The organism is Pseudarthrobacter sp. P1 (genome assembly GCF_050156935.1).
Lineage (GTDB): Bacteria > Actinomycetota > Actinomycetes > Actinomycetales > Micrococcaceae > Specibacter.
Genome location: NZ_CP189586.1, coordinates 80808 through 100324, shown reverse-complemented (window position 1 = coordinate 100324; position 19517 = coordinate 80808). Strand labels below are relative to the sequence as shown.

15 protein-coding genes and 5 pseudogenes are annotated in these 19517 nt (G+C 64.7%); 13 read left to right on the top strand and 7 right to left on the bottom strand.

The annotated features are described in order from the left end of the window. Positions 1-97 precede the first annotated feature (97 nt). Positions 98-790 carry a hypothetical protein gene (locus tag ACQCSX_RS22370; RefSeq protein WP_427019307.1) on the bottom strand — a complete coding sequence of 231 codons (693 nt, stop codon included), beginning with the start codon at positions 788-790 and terminating at the stop codon, positions 98-100. On the opposite strand from ACQCSX_RS22370, the gene ACQCSX_RS22365 reads away from it, so the two are divergent. The 6 genes and pseudogenes from ACQCSX_RS22365 (at position 771) to ACQCSX_RS22340 (ending at position 8100) form a co-directional block, all read left to right on the top strand. Next, entirely contained in the window at positions 771-1229 is a 459-nt protein-coding gene (locus ACQCSX_RS22365) for a hypothetical protein (RefSeq protein ID WP_427019306.1), read from the top strand. The genes ACQCSX_RS22370 and ACQCSX_RS22365 overlap by 20 nt on opposite strands. 54 nt (positions 1230-1283) lie before the next feature. Further along, complete coding sequence (locus ACQCSX_RS22360; RefSeq protein ID WP_427019305.1) at positions 1284-1589, top strand: hypothetical protein; 306 nt, start codon at positions 1284-1286, stop codon at positions 1587-1589. 60 nt (positions 1590-1649) lie between these two features. Beyond that, positions 1650-2564, top strand: coding sequence for a helix-turn-helix domain-containing protein (locus ACQCSX_RS22355; protein ID WP_427019304.1), 915 nt, complete (start codon positions 1650-1652; stop codon positions 2562-2564). A gap of 270 nt (positions 2565-2834) precedes the next feature. Next, positions 2835-4162: pseudogene (locus ACQCSX_RS22350) on the top strand (ISL3 family transposase). 1438 nt (positions 4163-5600) lie between these two features. After that, positions 5601-7175 carry an ice-binding family protein gene (locus ACQCSX_RS22345; protein ID WP_427019303.1) on the top strand — a complete coding sequence of 525 codons (1575 nt, stop codon included), beginning with the start codon at positions 5601-5603 and terminating at the stop codon, positions 7173-7175. A gap of 100 nt (positions 7176-7275) precedes the next feature. Then, on the top strand, positions 7276-8100 hold the full coding sequence (locus ACQCSX_RS22340; protein WP_427019302.1) for a class F sortase: 825 nt from the start codon (positions 7276-7278) through the stop codon (positions 8098-8100). A gap of 289 nt (positions 8101-8389) precedes the next feature. Here ACQCSX_RS22340 and ACQCSX_RS22335 read toward each other — a convergent pair whose 3' ends face one another. From ACQCSX_RS22335 to tnpA, 5 genes and pseudogenes are all read right to left on the bottom strand, one after another. Continuing rightward, positions 8390-8698, bottom strand: a complete 309-nt coding sequence (locus ACQCSX_RS22335) for a transposase (protein ID WP_427019301.1) — start codon at positions 8696-8698, stop codon at positions 8390-8392. Between the two features lie 21 nt (positions 8699-8719). Beyond that, positions 8720-8839, bottom strand: a pseudogene (locus ACQCSX_RS22330) (IS5/IS1182 family transposase); the annotation flags it as partial. Positions 8840-9291: 452 nt separating this feature from the next. After that, positions 9292-9630 (bottom strand): annotated as a pseudogene (locus tag ACQCSX_RS22325) (IS5/IS1182 family transposase); the annotation flags it as partial. Positions 9631-9781: 151 nt separating this feature from the next. Further along, positions 9782-10141, bottom strand: coding sequence for a hypothetical protein (locus ACQCSX_RS22320; RefSeq protein WP_427019300.1), 360 nt, complete (start codon positions 10139-10141; stop codon positions 9782-9784). A gap of 212 nt (positions 10142-10353) precedes the next feature. After that, positions 10354-10791 carry an IS200/IS605 family transposase gene (gene tnpA / locus ACQCSX_RS22315; RefSeq protein WP_427019299.1) on the bottom strand — a complete coding sequence of 146 codons (438 nt, stop codon included), beginning with the start codon at positions 10789-10791 and terminating at the stop codon, positions 10354-10356. A gap of 38 nt (positions 10792-10829) precedes the next feature. Here tnpA and ACQCSX_RS22310 point away from each other — a divergent pair, with 38 nt between their 5' ends. After that, positions 10830-11774, top strand: coding sequence for a hypothetical protein (locus tag ACQCSX_RS22310; RefSeq protein ID WP_427019298.1), 945 nt, complete (start codon positions 10830-10832; stop codon positions 11772-11774). Here the strand turns inward: ACQCSX_RS22310 and ACQCSX_RS22305 are convergent. Then, positions 11738-13008: pseudogene (locus ACQCSX_RS22305) on the bottom strand (IS3 family transposase). The gene ACQCSX_RS22310 and the pseudogene ACQCSX_RS22305 overlap by 37 nt on opposite strands. A 15-nt stretch (positions 13009-13023) precedes the next feature. On the opposite strand from ACQCSX_RS22305, the gene ACQCSX_RS22300 reads away from it, so the two are divergent. The 6 genes and pseudogenes from ACQCSX_RS22300 to ACQCSX_RS22275 all read left to right on the top strand — a co-directional run bounded on the left by ACQCSX_RS22300 (position 13024) and on the right by ACQCSX_RS22275 (position 19014). Next, positions 13024-13587, top strand: coding sequence for a zinc ribbon domain-containing protein (locus ACQCSX_RS22300; RefSeq protein WP_427019297.1), 564 nt, complete (start codon positions 13024-13026; stop codon positions 13585-13587). Continuing rightward, positions 13532-14211, top strand: a pseudogene (locus ACQCSX_RS22295) (VIT1/CCC1 transporter family protein). The gene ACQCSX_RS22300 and the pseudogene ACQCSX_RS22295 overlap by 56 nt, the downstream one beginning before the upstream one ends. 308 nt (positions 14212-14519) lie before the next feature. After that, entirely contained in the window at positions 14520-15674 is a 1155-nt protein-coding gene (locus ACQCSX_RS22290; protein WP_427019296.1) for a hypothetical protein, read from the top strand. Between the two features lie 392 nt (positions 15675-16066). Continuing rightward, positions 16067-17593: a catalase gene (locus ACQCSX_RS22285; RefSeq protein WP_427019295.1), complete on the top strand. Its 1527-nt coding sequence runs from the start codon at positions 16067-16069 to the stop codon at positions 17591-17593. 151 nt (positions 17594-17744) lie between these two features. Continuing rightward, a complete protein-coding gene (locus ACQCSX_RS22280) occupies positions 17745-18278 on the top strand; it encodes a recombinase family protein (RefSeq protein ID WP_427019409.1) in 534 nt (177 codons plus the stop codon). A 484-nt stretch (positions 18279-18762) separates the two neighbouring features. After that, entirely contained in the window at positions 18763-19014 is a 252-nt protein-coding gene (locus ACQCSX_RS22275) for a hypothetical protein (RefSeq protein ID WP_427019294.1), read from the top strand. The last annotated feature ends 503 nt before the right edge of the window (positions 19015-19517 follow it).

The following is a 19517-nucleotide window of genomic DNA, read 5'->3' as shown; positions in this document are numbered from 1 at the left end:
TCCGATCCGGGCCCGACCCTAGAGGGCTATGTGCGGCGTAGCCGGATTTTTGGGTCGGGTTCGGCCGGTGGCCACCGGGCCGGGGCTGCGGAGTGCTTCATGCCGCGAACAGCGCGGCAGTGGTGAGCGTATCGACTGCGGCGCGGTAGGCGGTCGCGGCAGAGCTGGGGCAGCCCGGTGCGGGTGCCGGGGAGTTGAGTTCGGCCAGGCCGGTGCGCAGGATCCGGTCCTGGACGCAGGTGAGGAATTTGGCGGTGTCGAGCCCGTGGTCGGTGACCCGGTAGCGGTGGGTTCCCTCGATCCGGGTGATCAGGTTGCGGGTTTTGAGGCGGCGCAGATCGTAGGTCATCTGCCCGGCGGAAACGCCGCCGGGGTCAAGTCCGCGTAGCTCGGCGGTGAGGGTACGCAGGTCCTCGTTGGTGAATCCGTAGGGTTGGAGCCGGAAGACCAGCAGCGCCGACAACAGGGTGTGGCTGCGCTGGTCGGCGAAGCGCAGTCCCGGCACACGCGTGCCGGCGGCGGTGGTGACAGGGCTGGTGATGGCAGCGAGGGCATCGGCGCCGGTGATCGGGTCGTGGCTGAGTCGTTGGACGCGGAGAAGGCGTCGGTTGGCGGTGTAGCCGATCTCCCGCAGGGCGGGCAGATTTGTCAGTCTTTTGACGATCCGGAAAACATAGGTGTTGTTGATCGTGGTCTCGGTGCGCAGGGCACGTCCTTCCTTGTGGTACTGCTTGATCGTGGTGTTTTTGTAGTCGATGTGCAGGCTGGGGGTGACGCCCTCGGTGATCACCCGGGTGCGGAACTTCCCCGGCGTGGCGTGGGGTCCTTTGGATATCAGACGGCGGTGGAAGACCGCACCCGACCTGGTCGGGGCGGCCGATGTCGAGATTGTCGCGGATGACCTGTTCGAAGAAGATCCGCCCCGAGACCGGGGTGTCGAGCATCTGGGTCAGGGAGAACTCGGCCTGCAGCACCGGCAGGTCATACCGGTAGCCCGCGGCCCGGTCGGCATCGGTGAACGGATCGGGCAGAATGGCCAGCCACTTGCGCAGCAGCGCGTCGATTTCCTCGCCGGTCAGCCGGTCGCAGATCCTCTGCAACGCGGCCGGGTCCTGGACCGCGGCGAAGGCGTTGTCCAGGGCGGTGAACCCGAGTCCGGCCTTGCCCGCCTGGTGCTGGGCCCAGTGGTGGCCATTGATGCACAGCTTTGCGTTGTAGGGGAAGTATGAGCAGAACTTGAGGAAGAACGGGCCGAAGTCCGCGTCGACGCAGTAGAAGTAAAAGTGGTTGACCACCCCGGTGGACTTGATGATCCACGGGTAGCTCTTGCCCTCGGCGTCGTGGCGTTCCTCGGTCCGGAACAGCGCCGTCTTTTCCTGCGCCCGGCCGATGAACACCACGCCCTCCGCCGCAGTGAAGTCCTTCAGGTACCCGTGCATCACATCGTCCTTGCGCTGGCCCCTGGCGAAGTCACCCACGGAATTTGGGCGGCAGCGGCGAAACGGTGCACCGCGGCCGAGAACCGGTCGGTGATTCTTGCCATCGGTGCGGTCGAAGCGACCGGCAACCCCAACTGCCGGTGCACGTAGGCAACCAGTCCCGGGGCATACTGCAGGCCAGGAACATACACGTTAAGATACATCCGGTCAATGCATTCGACCTCGAACAGGACATGTTCGGCAACAACATCGGCTACGCTGCGTGCAACGGTCATGACGGGCTCCCGGGGATCGGGCGGCCGACAGTCCACCCGGCCGCTACAACGGTTCTTACACCCGATCGATGCAGCCAGCCAGTGCCACAATCCCACCGGCCCGAACCCCCGATACCGCAGCGACCACCACACGACTCGTCGGGCTGGGGCGAAGCCCCGGATAGCGCTGCGTTCCTCAAAGGAGGTATGGACCGCCGGTGCGTGGCGGCGGATACTCGGTGGCGGAGGGCCGTGCCATGGTCACACCCCCCCTCTGCCCGTCCGCGGCGTGAAACGGGGCGAGGAACGCAGGATCCGCAGGCTGGCCGGTGCCCGCCATGCCCCTGCCGGGTGGATTCTTCGGGCCCGCATGGTCACCGGCAGTTGGGCCGGTAACCCCGTCAGCACCATCGCCGCGGACCTGGGCTGCCACACCAAGACCGTGCGGGAGCGCCTGCACCGCTTCAATGCCGAGGGCCTGGACGGGCTCGGCGACAAGCCAATCAGCGGGCGTCCGCCCCGCCTGGGCGAGGACGAACGCTCCCGCATCATCGCCCTGGCCGGCCAGCCACCGCCCGGCCGCCTGGTCCGCGACAGCGCCGGGGAACTGGCCGCCGCCCAGGAAACCGGCCCAGGAAACCGGCCCGCCGGAGTGGACCCTGGACACCCCCACCGGGGCCCGTGCCGGCGGTATCGAGGTGCACCGCAGCCAGGTCCGCTTCGATCCTGTCCGCCGAGGGCGTGCGCTGGCGCCGCACCCGGTCCTGGATCCGGAGCAAGGACCGGCGGCTTCGTCCCCAAAGGACACGGATCCTCGGGCCCCGCACCCGCCCGCCCGACGATCCCCTGCCCCCGCGAACCCGGGCGGTGATCGAAGCGCACCGGCGCCCCCGCCGGGCTGGTCCGGTTCCAGGACAGGCCGGGGACGGGCACCGGATCACAAGCGAACCGGACGTGCGTCCCGGCCCCGGGAAGACCTGGGTGCACGGGGCCCTGCGGCCCTCCGATGGCCAAGAGGCCACGATGGCCGCGACGCGCCGCGACAGCACCGCCTACCAGCGGTTCCTGGCTCTTCGCGGTTGGTGGTGAAACCGGGGTTCGTGTCGTAGCAAAGTAGGGGCCCGTGGCCCTGCTGGGATGGATGTGTCTAGCATTCTTCCCAGGTCAGGAACCACGAGCCTTGAATCAGCCTACCCAGTCGTGCCCGGATGCGGCCACGATAATCTTCAATCTGCCCGATTACCGGGTCCTCTCCGCCATCGATGACAGCGCCGGCGCCCGTGTCGTCACGGTCGTCTCGGAGTTTCCGCCGGGCTGTCCGGAGTGTGCCGTGATCGCCTCCCGCGTTCACTCCCGGCGCCGTCAGCGGGTCAGGGACATCCTCGTTGCCGGGCCCGTGAGCGTGTGGTGGGCCAAGCGCAGGTTCTTCTGCGACGAGACAGCCTGCGCCCGGAAGACCTTTTCCGAGGCGACCCCGCAGGTCCCAAGGTTCGCCCGCTCCACCACCCGGCTTAAAGGCACCCTCAAAGACGCCGTTATCGCTTCGGGGAGAGCGGCCAGCGAGGTCGCTGCCGCGTTCGGGGTGTCCTGGTGGCTGGTCAACACGGTCGTCCTCTCCGCCGCTGCGGCTCTGCCGTGCGTGGACCTGGTTTCGGCCACGCGGCTGGGAATTGATGAACACCGCTACCGGTCCGTGCGGTGGTTCAAAAACGAGGAGACCGGCAAGTGGTCCAGGTTCGAACCGTGGATGTCGACCATCGTCGATGTCGATACAGGCCAGGTCCTGGGCATCGTGGACGGCCGCGACAGCCGCGGCGTGGGTGCCTGGCTCAAGGCCCGCCCCGCCACCTGGCTGGCCGGCATCCAGACGGTCGGGATCGACCCATCGGCGGCGTTCCGCAAGGCACTGCGCGAGCACCTGCCCGACGCGGCAGTCAGCGTGGATCATTTCCACATGGTCCAGCTCGCCAACGACATGCTCACCACGGTCCGCCAAAGGGTTTCCCGGGAGCAGAACGGGCGACGAGGACTGAAAACGGACAAGGCCTGGGCCCACCGACAACTGCTGCTCCGCGGCTACGATACGCTCTCCGAAGCCGGAAAAAGCGCCTGGACGATGTCTTCGCCACCGATGACCCGACCCAGGAACTCGTCGCCGCCTGGGGCGTCAAGGAAGCCCTGCGGCTGCTGCTCTCCAGCACCAACCCGGCCAGCGTTCAAGACCGCCGAGCCTTCTTCGAGCGCCAAGTCACAGCCGCCGGGATGAAGGAAACCGACCGGCTGCTGGCCACCGTGACCAAGTGGTGGCCTGAGATACAAACCCTGCTCGCCACCAGGGTCACAACGGCCAAAGTCGAGGCCGCGAACACCATGATCAAGAACATCAAACGCACCGCCCGCGGGTTCCGCAACCCCATCAACTACCAAGCACGTATCCTATTGAGAAGTGCCGCCCGGACGGTGGCATGAATTCATCTCAGCGGGCCGGTATTCACCACGAACCGCGAAGAGCCCGGTTCCTGCACGCGGTTCCTGCACAAGGTGGAGGAAGACAACCCGGAGAAGGACATCGTGGTGGCCACCGACTTTCCTTTCCTCCCCTCACAGCGTGGCCACCCGCATATGGCTGGCGGACCATCCCCGGATCAGCCACGCCTTCATCCCGGTCGGCGCGTGCTGGTTGGACCGGCGCCGAGGGCTGGTGGCGGATCTTCCGCAATACCGCCCTGGCCGGGCAGTCCCTCGCCGGGCCCGGCGAGACCGGGACGGCCACGGCCCTGGCCACCGCCTGGCTCAACACCCGCGCCAAGCCCTGGATCTGGGGACGGCCCCCGCCAACGCACCGCCGGCTGCGCCGAAAGTTCACCTACCTCCTTGGAGGAAAGCAGCACCAGCCGCTGGTCGTGTCCTCTCTGAAGGCGACACCAATCGATCACAGAACGCCGCCAAAGAGCATTGAACTCCGCAATGATGGGCTTCGATCAGCGGCTGTCGGGGACCGGCCATGGGGTGTCAGGCCGGCAGCGTTCGCCCACTTCTGACAGGTGCTCCTGTTGATGCCGAGCTCCTTGGCCGCCGCAGCCACGGCTCCCAGGCGTGCCACGGAGGAAAGAAATTCCTCCCGTTGGGCACGGCTGTGTGATTGCTGGTGACGTTTACCTGGCGTGCTCGCCGGGGGCCCGATTTTTCCCTTAAAAAGTGATTTTTCCCTCGAGGAAGAACTGTTTAGTGATGGTGAATCCATGGGTGTTGCAACTCCCGATTTGTCCGGGGTGTTGTAACTGCTAGAACTCACCCCAGCGGGAATTTCAGCTGGCCGCCCATGGGCACAAACTCATAGCCATTGACACGCACATTCGCGGCCCCTAATGTTTCGTTACACACCGCATTGTTATGTATTCCTCCCATGAATTGTTATGTATTCCTCCTATGATTGGTACCGGAGTATGTCACGTTGCGCAGCTGTGAGGCCGGCCCTGGTTTTGATGCACCTCAGGGGCTCCGGCTTTCCGTCCCCGCCCTTGCCGACGGGAGGGGAAGACGAACGAGTGACGTAGGACATCGTCGCCTACATCAACGGCATGCCCCGGGGGCATGCCGGCAGGATGAGCCGTACTCTGGACGGCTCCCGGACAGGTCTCTCTTTGCTTTGGCGCCCGCTTGACTGGGATAACCGCCTGCCCGCGATGAGCGCCCCGCTCCAGTCCTGACCCCCGGCTGGAGTTATCTTTGATGACGACAGCCGGCCTCCACAGTTTTTGTCTCGGAAGGAATCGTTTTCATGGACCGTAGGACGGAAGACAGATCGACCAAGATTTTCACTGCAAGAAAATGGAAACCAGCAGTCGCTGCGCTTACCGCCGCAGGGGCCGCGGCACTTGTGACGGGCATTCTCACGGCGCCCATCATGGCCTCAGCTGCCGGAGGGCCGGCGACGGTCGGGCTTGGGACCGCAGACTCCTACGCAGTCCTCGGGGGCCAAGCAGTAACAAACACGGGACCCTCCGTGGTCAACGGTGACCTCGGGGTCAGTCCGGGGACAGCCATCACCGGCTTTCCGCCGGGGACAGTGATCGGAACGATGCACGCAGCCGATGCGGCCGCCGCCCAGGCCCAGGCGGACCTCGTGACGGCCTACAACGACGCCGCGGGCCGGCCCTCAACCGCAGCGATCTCCGGGGACCTCGGTGGCCAGACCCTCGTGGCTGGGGTCTACACCGCCACCAGTTCTGCTGGACTGACCGGCACATTGACCCTCGACGGGCAAGGTGACCCCAGCTCGGTCTTCATCTTCCAGATCGGATCCACCCTGACCGCTGCGTCCGCCAGTCAGGTCGTGCTCATCAACAGCGCCCAAGCCTGCCACGTGTTCTGGCAGATCGGCAGCTCGGCCACCCTCGGCACGGCCTCCACTTTCAAGGGGTCCATCCTGGCCCTGACATCAATCACGGTAACCACCGGCACCAATATTGAAGGCCGCACGCTGGCGCGCAACGGCGCAGTAACCCTGGACAGCAATGTCGTCACTACGCCAGCGTGTAGCTCCGGCACTCCGACACCCACACCGACCCCCACTCCAACGATTACACCCACCCCCACGATTACGCCCACTCCAACGATTACGCCCACTCCCACAATCACGCCCACACCCACTCCCACAATCACGCCCACACCCACCCCCACAATCACGCCCACACCCACCCCCACAATCACGCCCACCCCCACACCCACAATCACGCCCACCCCCACACCCACAATCACGCCCACCCCCACACCCACCGACAACGGCGGCGGCGGCGGCGGCAACAATGGCGGCGGCGGCGGTAACGGCGGCGGCGGTAACGGCGGCGGCGGTAACGGCGGCGGCGGTAACGGCGGCGGCGGCAACAATGGCGGCGGCGGCGGTAACGGCGGCGGCGGCAACAATGGCGGCGGCGGCGGTAACGGCGGCGGCGGCAACAATGGCGGCGGCGGCGGTAACGGCGGCGGCGGCAACAATGGCGGCGGCGGCGGTAACGGCGGCGGCGGCAACAATGGCGGCGGCGGCGGCGGTAACGGCGGCGGCGGCAACAATGGCGGCGGCGGCGGTAACGGCGGCGGCAACGGCGGCGGCGGCAACAATGGCGGCGGCGGCGGCAACAATGGCGGCGGCGGCGGCGGCGGCGGAACGCCGACGGCCACGCATAGCGCTACGGCCACACCGACTGTCACTGAGACCCCGGGAGGCGGCGGCGGAACGCCGACGGCCACGCCTAGCGCTACGGCCACACCGACTGTCACTGAGACCCCGGGAGGCGGCGGCGAAGGTGCAAGTGAGGGACCCGGGGGCATGAATCCAGGCTCGGGCGTCCAGACGGCAGCCGTGGCGTACGATCAAGGCCCTCGGCGCACCCTGGTGTCCGGGGCTCTCATCCTCATAGGGCTGACGCTTCTCTTCGCGGCCAGGACTGTCATGCGCCGTGAATACCGCAGGAAGCACTAAATAGTTCCTCGTTCCTACGAAGTGCCGGCTTTCAGCCAGGCCGGGCACTCGTCCCAGGGCAAATAGGGAGGTGCCGGCCCTTTCCGGGCTGGCACCTCCCATGGCTGACGATAAGGGGTACTCTGCCGTGAACCACCTGGATAATACTCGCCCCGGGTCCTCACCCCGGCCGGCCATACCAGCGCTGTTGACAGCGGTCTTTCTGGTGCTGGTCGCGACGGCGCTGATGGTCGTTGCAGCCTTCGCTCTGAACCCACAATGGACGGGCGGGAATACATGGCCAGGGCCAGGTAAAGCATCCGCGGCAAGTACCGAGCATACAGCGATACCAGTCCCGGTCCCATCGGTCCAGCCACCCTTTACTGCCGCGCAATCAATCTCCGGTTCCCCGCCGCTGACGGCCGGGGTCATCCCTGCGCCGGTGCCGGTGCCGGTGCCGGTGCCGGTGCCGGAAAGGAACAACACCCCCACCGCCTCTTCCGTTCCCGTTGCGTCCGCTCCCATTCGGTTCAGTATCGCGGCTGCCGGAGTCGACATCCCGGTACTGCCCCTCACCCCCACCGGCGCTGGCCAGCCGATTGAACCGCCCCTGACCCTGGACGGGTACTGGCTGACCTCCTTCGGGAAGCCGGGCAAAGGATCCGTGAACACCACCTACATCATCGGCCATAGCTGGGAGGGTCTGAACGCGCCCTTCAACCAATTAAGCACCCGTGTTCAAATCGGGGATCTGATCAAGGTCACAACGGGAACGGGAACGATGATGTACATCGTGGATTCAATCACCACCCATGACAAAACGACCCTGCAGGACGCTGACATCTGGCGCATCGTGCCCGACCGGCTCGTTATCATCAGCTGCTACACCCGGGACCTATGGGGCCAAAACCTCATCGTCACAGCCTCCCCGGAACCCCGGCCCTGATTATTCTCGGAACCGTGACAGCCCGGTCCTGCACGGCCGCTGCCATGCCTGCCTGCCTGCCTGCCTGCCTGCCTGCCTGCCTCCGGGGTGAACTACGCGGCCCGGCCCTTTTCCTTGTTGAACAGGCCGGTTACCTCACCGACGAGCTTGTCGTGTCGCACCTGGCGCGGGGACGGGCGCTTGGGCCTGCGCCACCGGTAGAACGAGGCCCGGGAGACCTTCAGGGTCCGGCACAGCCAGGCAATCGGATGGCTCGCCTTCTCCGCTTCGATGAACTCGTAGAAATCTTCTACCGTTGCTTCGCTGCAAAGAAGGCGCTGACCAAGAATTCGACGTCCTGCTTGAGCTTCGCGTTCTCGGCCAAGAGCTTCTGGTGCTCATCCCAGGGCACCGGCGCCTTCTCATCGGCGCCGAACCTCTCCGGATGATCGGCACGGTACAGCCGCACCCAGTTCCCCAACGTGCCCTCGTTGACGCCGATATCAGTGCAGACCTGGGCGATCGGCCGGCCCGAGGAAATCACCAGCTCCACGGCATCATCCTTGAACTGCTGCGTGTACTTCTTACGATCAGTAATGCGAAAAAGGGCTCCTAACAACCTGTCTCACAAAACCATACGGCCGCACCGGGACAGTCCTTCCAGGGAGGGGCGGAGCAGGGGCGAGTCATGCCGGTTCGCCGGTGCGACCTCGGTGTGGAGCGGGATGCCTTTGCCATCGACGAGCAGGGAGCGTTTGGTTGTCAGCGGCCAGAAGGAAGTGCCCGTAGATGGCCAACAGGAATGCCACAGTTCGATGGCCGTCAGTGGGCTCGGCTGTCGTCATGCCGGCCCCAAAAATTCGATCCTTCATTGCCGGAGGAGCTGTACCAATAACTGCCTTCAGGATACAGCCGTGGTACCTCGCCCCGGCACCGGCCAGGGAGGCGCCAGCGGCCCACCGATCCCTGCATTCACGTGCCAGCGGCCTCTGGGACGTTCAGGAGGCGTCGCCGGTTGTGGCGACGCAGGTCGTCAGTCGAGGCTGTTCCGACTCGAACCCTGGCCCGTCGAACAGCCTGAATTCGGGGATTCTGACAGCGGAAACAGGCGCGATTCGCGTGGCCGCCAGGGGGCACCCTTTGTGGCCATCCGATGCGTATTCGGCGAAATCCTCTTGACCGCCGGTGGGCATCTTCTCGTGGCCACTAACATTTGGTGCCCTGTTTGCCGCGGTCCACCGGGGATCGTCCGGCTGCCTCGCCCCTGCACGGTGCCTTGACGATGCACCCGTCCACGGCGAGGTCATCGAAGTCAATGCCGACCACCCGGATATAGGAGTCCAGGCAGATTTGCTCAAGGTCCGCAAAGATTCCTGCGCGCATCCCTTCGTACCTGCGCCGGCGGATCGTGGTGGCCGAGAAGGTGGTGTCCGCGATCTTCTCGTAGGCGGCGCCGAGCACGAGGACCTGAACGAGTTTGTCAAAGACGATCCGGTCCGGCACCCGGGGCCGGTGACAGCCCAGCGGGTGGGCGTCGGCCACGGACGAGATGTGGGCCTCGAATGGGGCCTACAGGGACTTCATGATGGAGGATGGAACGGCATTGCAAAAGCACCCTTGGCAAACGACCGAATCTAGACAATCTGTGTTTAACAGGGCTTGTGCCTCGCCTAGAATCCGCCCTTGCCAATCCGGCACGGCCTCACCTGTCGGCGGAACCTCTAAGCTCCTCTTGTGGGTATGTGGAGATTCCCATGAGGGTGGCGGCGACGTCCTCCAGGGTGGTTTGCACCCACACAAGTGCCGCATCGTCATGAGCGCTTTCGACTGCCAGGGAATGGGTCAAATTGGTATGAAGAACGGTGTAATGTGCGATTTTGGCTCTTAAGATTTCCACCAAGCGAAGGATGTCGTCGAGCGACGGGACTGCAGAGTCACGGTCCTCCAACTGATCCAGTGTGATTTGTAAAAGTGCCGCCATCCGGCCCGTTCCGAGTGGAATGACCCGCGTCTGCCCCTGGCCATCTCTTGGTTCCTGATACATGCTGTTACCCAGACTCATGGTGTCTCCTAGCCACGGTTTTTCATGAAGGTGTGTTCGCCTCGGTGTTTTAAGGTCTGAAAGGTGCTCGGAGGGGAATTCTAGGGTCGATGCAACCTCCGAGGTCAGCTGGCTATCAGTAAATCACGAAGCTGTTCGGCTGGTGTATTCCAGTTGAGTGTGGTTTTGCTGGGCGCAACCCCCGTCCGTGAGGGCGGGGATAGCCCTGTAGGTCAGCTGGGGTATCTGCCGCGTTTGCGGTTCGGGGACTGCTGGTTGCGGATGTATTCGGCGACGGTTTCCAGCGGTGCGCCGCCGCAGGAGACGACGGCGTAGGACGGGGACCAGAAGTGGTCGCCCCACAGCGCCCGGGTGACCTCGGGCCACTGGTGCGCGCGGACGCGCATGGAGGAGATGGTCTTCAGGCTCATCACCAGTTTCGACAGGGCGACCTTGGGCGGGTAGGTCACCAGCAGGTGGGCGTGGTCCTGGTCGGTTTCGAATTCATCCAGGGTGGCCCCGTACCGGGTGCAGACCTCCTCGAACGTGGACTTCAACTCCGCCCCGACCCGGTCCGTCATGACCCTGCGGCGGTATTTCGGCGTCAGGACAAGATGCGCATGAAGTTTATAGACCACATGACGGCCGTTCCTGAAATCATCATCAATCATAGGTTGATTCTAAATCCAGACCACTGTAAAATCAAAGGATGAAGAGAAGCTCCGCAGACTACCGGGTGGCCGTGGTCCCCGTGCGTCTGAACGGGGCCTCCTACACGGCTGCGCATCAGGCCTGCCACCGGGCCGCCGGGCTGTGGAACCACACCCTCGCCGCCCTCAGGACCCGGTGGGATGAGGTGAAAACCGACCCCACCACCAAGGAGCTCCGGCACCTGGCCGCAGCCTCGGACCCGGACCTGCAGCGGCTGCACGCCCACACGAAACAGGCCATCGTCGATGACCTGCTCGACGCGGTCGCCACCTCCCGGGCGAACCGTGGTGCCGGGACCCGTGCACCGTGGCGGGAGAAGAATTACCGGCCGCTGTCCTTCACCAAAGGCTACGGGTGGCGCATCACCGGGGACGGGCGGCTGAACCTGTCCCTGGGCCGGAACCTGCCGGGCATCCGCCTGGCCCTGCCGGCCGTCACCGACTCCCGCACCAACCATGGTGTGCCGGCCGCCGACTGGGGCGAAATCCGGCTCTGCTGGGACCGTGACGGACGGTCCTGGTCCCTGCACATCAGCCACCGCACCGCTGCCACCCCCGTGCTGGACCCGGCGAACATCATTGCCATCGACCCCGGCATCATCAACCCCATGACCATCGCCGTGGAAACCCCGGACGCCTACGAGATCACCGTCATCAACGGCCGTGCCGCCCGCGCCATCAAGCACCGCCGCAACAACGCCGTCGCGGACCTGCACCGCCTCATGTCCCGCTGCACCAAAGGCTCCCGGCAATGGCGCCGCTACAACCAGGCCGCCAAACACGCCCGCGCCCACGCGAACAGCTCCCTGCGCAACATCGACCACCAGGTCTCCCGCAAGGCCGCCGGCATCGCCATCACCCACAACGTGCGCACCATGAACCGCACTGGGTTTTGTAGAGACTCGGTTTATGCAGTCTGCGATGACAGAATACACGCTTTTTGATGGTTGGTTTCATATTCCATTGGCGGGATGTCGCCGATCCCGGTATGCAACCGTTCGGAGTTGTACCAGGTGACCCAGCGCGCCGTTTCGGTCTCGACCTGCTGGCATGATTTCCATGTCGTGCGCCTGTTCCGGTCGATCAGCTCGGTCTTGTACAGACCGATTGTTGACTCCATCAGGGCGTTGTCGTACGCGTCACCCACGGTGCCGATGGAGCCTGCCATCCCGGCGGCGGCGAGCTGGTCCGTGAGCATCACGGAGGTGTACTGGCTGCCGGCATCCGAGTGGTGGATGAGCCCCTCCGGGGTGAACCCCGTCAGCGTCCTCCTGCGCACCGAGAGCGCCTGCGCCAGGGCGTCGGTGACCAAGACCGTCTCCTTGGACGTGGAGACCTTCCAGCCCAGGATCCGCCGCGATGCGGCATCCGTGACGAACGACACATAACAGAACCCTGCGTAGGTCCATACGTACGTGAAATCGGCGACCCAGATCCGGTCCGGGACGCCTGTGTCCCAGCGGCGGTTGACCCGGTCCGGGAACCGGGCCGCCGTGTCGTCCCGGCGCGTGGTGAACGTCTTGCGCCCGCCGCGCAACACCCCGTACAACCCGGCACGGCGCATGAGCCGGGCGACCTGGTCGCGGCCGACACGGTGGCCGTCACGGAGGAGTTTCTTCCACATTTTATGCACTCCATACACTGAGAAATTGGCGGCATGAATGGTCTGGATGACGTCGGTCATCAACTGGTCCGAGACCGCCCGTTTGGACGGGCCGCGGCGGGTCGCCGCGTAGTAGGTCGAGGGGGCAATTTTGCAGCCGTGCTCGGTGAGCACGGTGCAGATTGGTTCGACGCCCCATCGCAGGCCTTTGGTGTCTTTACGCCCCTTGTGGGCCGCAATGAAGGCAACTATCTGGTGTGTGGCCGGTCGATCTCGGCCGCGAAGAAAGCCGAGGCCGCCTTCAAAATGGAATTGGCCCGGCGCAGTTCGGCGTTCTCCCGGCGCAGCTTCTTGACCTCTTCGCTTTCGGCGATTGTTGACCCGGCCCGGGTGCCGTTTTCGATCTCATGCTGGGCAATCCAGGGCCTCATGGACTGCTCGCTGATCCCCACCAACCCACTGACATGCCGCCTCGAAGCAGCCCCTGACTCGGCAGGCATTTCGCCCCGTCGCTCCAGGTACAGGCGCACCACACGGGCCTTGGTTTCCTCGTCAAACTTCTTGCCACTGGCCATGACTCTATTCTCCCTGTGAGGTTGGAGTCTCCACCAAACCCAGTGCGGTTCACCATCGCCGTCGGCGACGTGCGCGGGATCGAGAAAAACACCGCCAAAGCCGAGAAGCGCCGCTTCGGCAAGGACCAGCGCCGCCGCCTCTCCCAATGGTCCCGCGGACGCCAGGACCACTACCTGGCCCACAAAACCGGATCCAAACCGACCTACACGAACGAGTCCCACTCCTCCAAGACCTGCCCCGCGTGCCTTACACGCAACGCCCCCTCCGGGCGCGACTACCGGTGCCATCACTGTGGCTTCACCTGCCACCGTGTGAAGGAACTTCATTGCGTTCTGGTTGCGGTGGCGTTCGAGGATCTCGCCGGAGGTGGTTGGAGGGGTGCCTGGGTTGTGATCGGCACTCATCCATATCCGGAGAATTGTGGGAAAGGAGCGCCCCGATCTGAAGGTGGCTACGGATTCTACTCTGCAGCTGTGATCAGTGGCTGGCACCGAGAACTGCCCGCGCGTTGTTCTTGCGTTCATCGAGTTCGTCTTCCCGGCGAACTGGCTTCGCGCAGGGGTACTCGGCGCCAATGACGGGATTGTGTCGGTGGCTGCGATTGTCGTGGGTGTCGCTGGCGTGAGCGCTGCGCCGGGACCGATTTTGACTGCCGGCATGGCCGGCCTTGTCGGGGGTGCGGTGTCGATGGCTTTGGGCGAGTACGTCTACGTCAGTAGCCAGAGCGACAGCCAGCGGGCGGTTATCGAGCGCAAACGCCGCGAACTGGACGAGCAGCCTGGAGAAAAGTTGCCGGAACTGGCCGGCGCGTACCGGCGTAAAGGGCTCAGCGGGGACACGGCCCGGAGAGTGGCTGAAGAACTCACCGAGAATAACGCCCTCGAAGCGCATCTGTCCGTTGATCTGCATGCGGGCGAGGATGAGATCGTGAACCCGTGGCAGGCGGCGTTTGCTTCGGCGGTCAGCTTTACCCTCGGCGCAGTTCTTCCCCTGCTCGCGATCCTCCTTCCGCCGGAAGCGTGGCGGGTCCCGGTCACGTTCGTCTCGGTGCTCATAGCCCTGGCGGTCACCGGCGGTGTGGGGCCCACCTGGGCGGCGGCTCACGCGGGAATGCTGCCGTCCGTGTGGTCATCGGCGGTGCCATAGCCGTCGCGTTCACTTTCATCATCGGGCGGCTCCTGGGGGCGGCCGGCGCCGCCTAAGCAGCCTCCGGGACCCCGCTCGCCCCAGGGGAGCGCTACCGCCGGCGGATCGTCCCACCGGGGGTGAGAGGGGGAGCGTGAAACGCGCCCGGCATGCCTCGCCGGGGACGGTCGGGTGCCAAGGGTCCATCCCCGCCGATTGCAGGGTGGGCGGGGGCTGCTGGCGGTTCCTTTTGTATGAAGACGATCCCCGAAAGGGGATTTACAGCTACCGTGGCGGGAGAGGATCCAGGCGGCAAGAGCGGGCTTGCGTGATTGTGCGGGCCTGTAGTTGGTACGAGGCGCGTAAAGCGCCGGTGAGGAGCGGCGTGGCCGGAGTTTTCGGGTGGTTAGGCTTTTCGGCGGGTGTGTTCATCCTGATCTGGACCTGGACGAGTGTGATCGGGACTCTCATCGTGCCGCGTCAGCATAAGGACAGGCTTTCCGCGGCAGCGGCCCTGATGACCAAGGGGATTTTTGTTGTGGCCCGCCGTCCGATCAGGACATATCGGCGTTTGGACCGGTTGCTTGCCTGGCAGGCACCGATGTCATTGTTCATCAGGCTCGGTATATGGATGATGTTGTTTTACCTCTCCTTCGCGCTGATGCTTTTTCCGTTTGTCCAGGGTGAACCCGGCCGGGCATTCAGCGAGGCGGGTTCGGCCCTGTTCACTCTTGGCTACGCGCCGCCGGACGAACTGGGGAACACGTTGTTGGTGTACTCGGCGGCTTTTACCGGCCTGGTCGTCATTGCCCTCCAGATCGGGTACCTGCCCACCTTGTACGCGGCTTTCAACCGTCGGGAATCCGAAGTCACCCTGCTTGTATCACGTGCCGGTTCCCCGGCGTGGGGTCCGGAGCTCCTCATGCGAACCCGGTTCGGTCTCTCCACCGTGGACAGCACTGCGGAGCTGGGGACGCTGTACGGCACCTGGGAACGGTGGGCGGCGGAGGTCGCCGAGTCCCACAGCACCTATCTGACCCTGTGTATGCTCCGGTCACCGCTGCCGGAGTCGAACTGGCTGACGGCGTTGCTCAGTGTCATGGACGGTGCCGCGCTGCAACTCTCGCTAAGTCCGGGCACGGCGCCGACGCTGCGGGCGCGGCTGCTCCTGCGCATGGGATTTTCCTGCCTGAACCAGATCGCGGACGCGCTTTCCATTCCCGTCCTGGAGGACGTCGACCCGGACGGAGAGACCGAACTGACGTTTGCCGAATTTAACGCCGCCGTGGAGATGCTTCGGTCGGTTGGTTATCCGGTGGAACATTCAGCCGAACAGGCGTGGCCCCACTTTCGAGGATGGCGGCTGAACTATGAGGACGTTGCCTATCGACTGGCCTACGTCATCGACGCGCCCCCGGCCCTGTGGAGCGGACCCCGCAGGCTGGTGACGGCCCCGATGCCGCCGAAGCGGCCGGCCAACCGGGTGGCCTCGGAAGCCCGGCCCGAAGACCCCCAACTCGACATCCGCGGGCCTGAATAGATGATTCGGGCCGGCGGCGTTGATGGCCCCGAGTTTCCGGGGGCCCTTGGCGCTCATCAGACCCGGGACCAGGAATCCCTGGCCGCGGGAACCCGACTTAACGACGAACTGTCTGAAAGACTTAACGGCCGCTGTCGAGCCCAATAGACCCTGAAATTCTTCGCCGTCACCGGGGTGGAAGTGGTGCGGGGGCATGCACTCATCCGCACGACCGCCGTCGCCCCGGTCCGGGGCCCGCGGTTTCTGGTCAGTTTAAAGTTGTAGCTAACAGCAGCGCATTTCGGACGAAAAAAGGGGGAGACTCGGTTGCATGAGTCTCGGACCTGGGTAGAGGATAGCGGAATCAGTACTCATTAACGTTTGGACAACCAAACTGACTTAAGGAGTCACGTGTGAGCACATCAGAATCTCGCCCGCCCACGACGACGGACGCGGGGATCCCCGTCGCCAGCGATGAGCGGTCACTCACGGTCGGGCCCGACGGGCCGCTGCTGCTGCAGGACCACTATCTGATCGAGCAGATGGCGAACTTCAACCGTGAGCGGATCGCGGAACGCCAGCCGCACGCGAAGGGAGGTGGTGCTTTCGGGGTGTTCGAGGTGAGCCACGACGTCAGCGCTTTCACTCGGGCGGCGGTGTTCCAACCAGGTGTTCAGACCGAGGTGCTGGCCCGGTTCTCCACCGTTGCCGGTGAGCGGGGCAGCCCGGACACGTGGCGGGACCCGCGCGGATTCTCGCTGCGCTTCTACACCGACGAGGGTAACTTCGACCTGGTCGGGAACAATACCCCGGTGTTCTTCATGCGCGACCCGATGAAGTTCCAGCACTTCATCCGTTCCCAGAAACGGCGGGCGGATAACAACCTCCGCGACCACGACATGCAGTGGGACTTCTGGACGCTGTCGCCGGAGTCGGCCCATCAGGTTACGTGGCTGATGGGCGACCGGGGGATCCCGAGGACGTGGCGACACATGAACGGCTACTCCAGCCACACCTATATGTGGATCAATGCCCAAGGCGAAAGGTTCTGGGTGAAGTACCACTTCAAGACCGACCAGGGCATCGAGTGCTTTACCCAGGACGAGGCAGATCAGATGGCTGCTGTCGACACGGATTACCACCAGCGCGACCTGTTCGAGCACATCAGTTCCGGGAAGTACCCGAGCTGGACGCTGAACATGCAGATCATGCCGTTCGAGGAGGCGAAGACCTACCGGTTCAACCCGTTTGATCTGACCAAGGTCTGGCCGCACGCCGACTACCCGTTGCAGGAAGTGGGCCGGTTGACGCTGAATCGCAACGTCACCGACTACCACACCGAGATCGAACAGGCCGCGTTCGAGCCCAACAACCTGGTCGCCGGTACCGGCCTGTCGCCGGACAAGATGCTGCTCGCTCGCGGGTTCAGCTACTCCGACGCGCACCGGGCACGCCTCGGCGGGAACTACCGGCAGATTCCGGTGAACATGCCCCGGTCCCCGGTGCATTCCTACTCCAAGGACGGCCACATGCGGATGCAGAACGTCACCGACCCCGTGTATGCGCCGAACTCCTACGACGGGCCGGCGGCCGATCCATCACTGACGGACGACGGCGGCCTCTGGTACAGCGACGGCGAGATGGTGCGCGCCGCCTACACGCTGCGCGCCGAGGACGACGACTGGGGACAGGCGGCAACGATGGTCCGCGAGGTCCTGGACGACGCCGGCCGGGAGCGGCTGGTCCAGAACATTGTCGGACACCTGCTCAACGGTGTAAGCGACCTCGTGCTGGAACGCGCCTACGAGTACTGGCGCAACGTCGACCAGGACCTCGGTGACCGGGTCCAGGCTGGCGTCCGGGCCAAGCAGAACGAGAAGGACCCCAAAGCGGCCGAACAGGCCAACCCCGCCCGATCAAGCATGCAAGCCAAAGCCTGACACTCGTTGCAAACCTGGCTAGTGGCTATTCAGCTGACCGGACTATGTCAGGTGAGGCGGGTCTCCATGGTCGGCCTGCCGGCGGCCTCTCCATGCTTGGCGGGCACCCCCGGGCGATGGGCGGCCGGGGCGGCGTGGCCTTCGGTGAAGGATCGACGACGAGCTGCCGGTAGCGGACGGGCTCGGGTGCGACCGCATCTACACAGACCACGGGGTCAGCGGGACCCGGATAAAACGTCCAGAGCTGGACCGGCTGTTGGACCGCATCGGGCGCGGAGATGAGGTTGTGGTGTGGAAGTTGGACCGGCTGGGGCGCAACACCCGCCACCTGTTGGAGCTGCTGGATGACTTCAAGTCCCGCGGCATCAAGTTCCGCTCGTTGCGGGACGGCATTGCCACTGACCCTGACAGTAAGGTCGGGGGAGCTATTGCCCAGGCCATGGTCACCATCATTTCTGCTTTTGCCCAGCTTGAACGAGACCAGCTCTCCGAGCGCACCAGGGCCGGCATGGCAGCAGCAGCTGCCGCCGGCCGAAAGGCAGGACGCCCGGAGGTCACCGCTGACCACGAGAAGGTACAGCGCGCTCATGAGCTGAAGGCGTGGGGGCTCAAGCCGGCCGACATCGGAAAGGTCATCGGGGCCAGCCGCGCCACCGTGTACCGGTACCTGAGCATGGATTCCTGAGTCGGATGAGTTCCCCGTCCGGAAGGTTACCGCTGTGGTTGCCTTAACCGCCCGGGCTTCGGGGCAACATCGGAGACAGTCAGATTACGCGAGACCCGCGCATTCGGTTCCGCAGGGGGAGTGTCCGAACCGGAGTCTCCCCGTCTAGGGAAGCGGACAGTCGGGCGGCGAGCGTTGGCCCGCGACCACTCCGTAACGGTGCCCAGCTCATCCATAATCGCGCCCTTCGCCTCCCTGGACGCCTTCGCGTAATCCGCGGCGGACTTCTTCGTGATATCTCTACGCGTTCTTAACGACAGACCCATCCCTCATCGCCACCGCCATGCCCGTAGCGGCCCAGGATTTCGCGAGCGTTTCTCAAATGAGGCGACACCCCGTTTCGTGAGCACTATTCATGAGTCTCGTCGGGGCCTTGCCTTGGAAGGTTAAATAGCTATAATTTAGCCACAGCATCTGCGCTGTGCCCATGACCGGAGGTTCAGCGATGCCTCAGCAACCCGACGAAAGCATGCGCCACACCCGCGATGATCTGATCCAGGAATTGGCCGACGAGCTGGGCTCCACGGCCGATGACGACAGGATCCAGGACGCCTACGAACAAGTCATCGACGAATTCGCCCTCGCTTCGTTTGACCCCGACGCGGTCTACGGGCGGTACTTCCGCGACGGGCCGATCGCCACGGACCTGGACCTGGCCGCCGTGAGGGGCTGGGCGAGGGGCCGGCTTCTGCTGTAGCCCGAACTGTCGGCTGTCAGCTCCGCCAGGCGGTGAGGTCTTCCGGGGTCTCCGCCCACATGAGGGGTTGAACTGCCCCGAGGGGAGCCACCATGCCTGACCTGAAGTTGAAACCCGTGGGCCCCGGCAAGCTGAAAAGGCCCGTCTGGCGCCACACCAGGACCGCCGAACTCGGCCCGGACCATAAGGCTGGTGAGGGATCCGTGTCCCTGGTGACAGCCGAAGTCTACGTTGACGGCGAACTCATCGGTTCCGTCGCGGGAACGCTCAAGCCCAACAGCACCGCCCGCGACTGGACACCGTCCCGGATGGGGCCGGCGTTAAGCAGTACGGCACCACGAGGTTCAGCGCCATCGACCCGCTAGTACGCACCCACCTGACCGATCGCCGGGAACACCCGATCGCGCACCTGGCCGCCGCAGCCTGGGGTAGCGTCCATTACCGTGGTGTAACCGGCCGCCCACACAATGTCGGATGCGCGGGGGACGAATTCCCTCAACCGC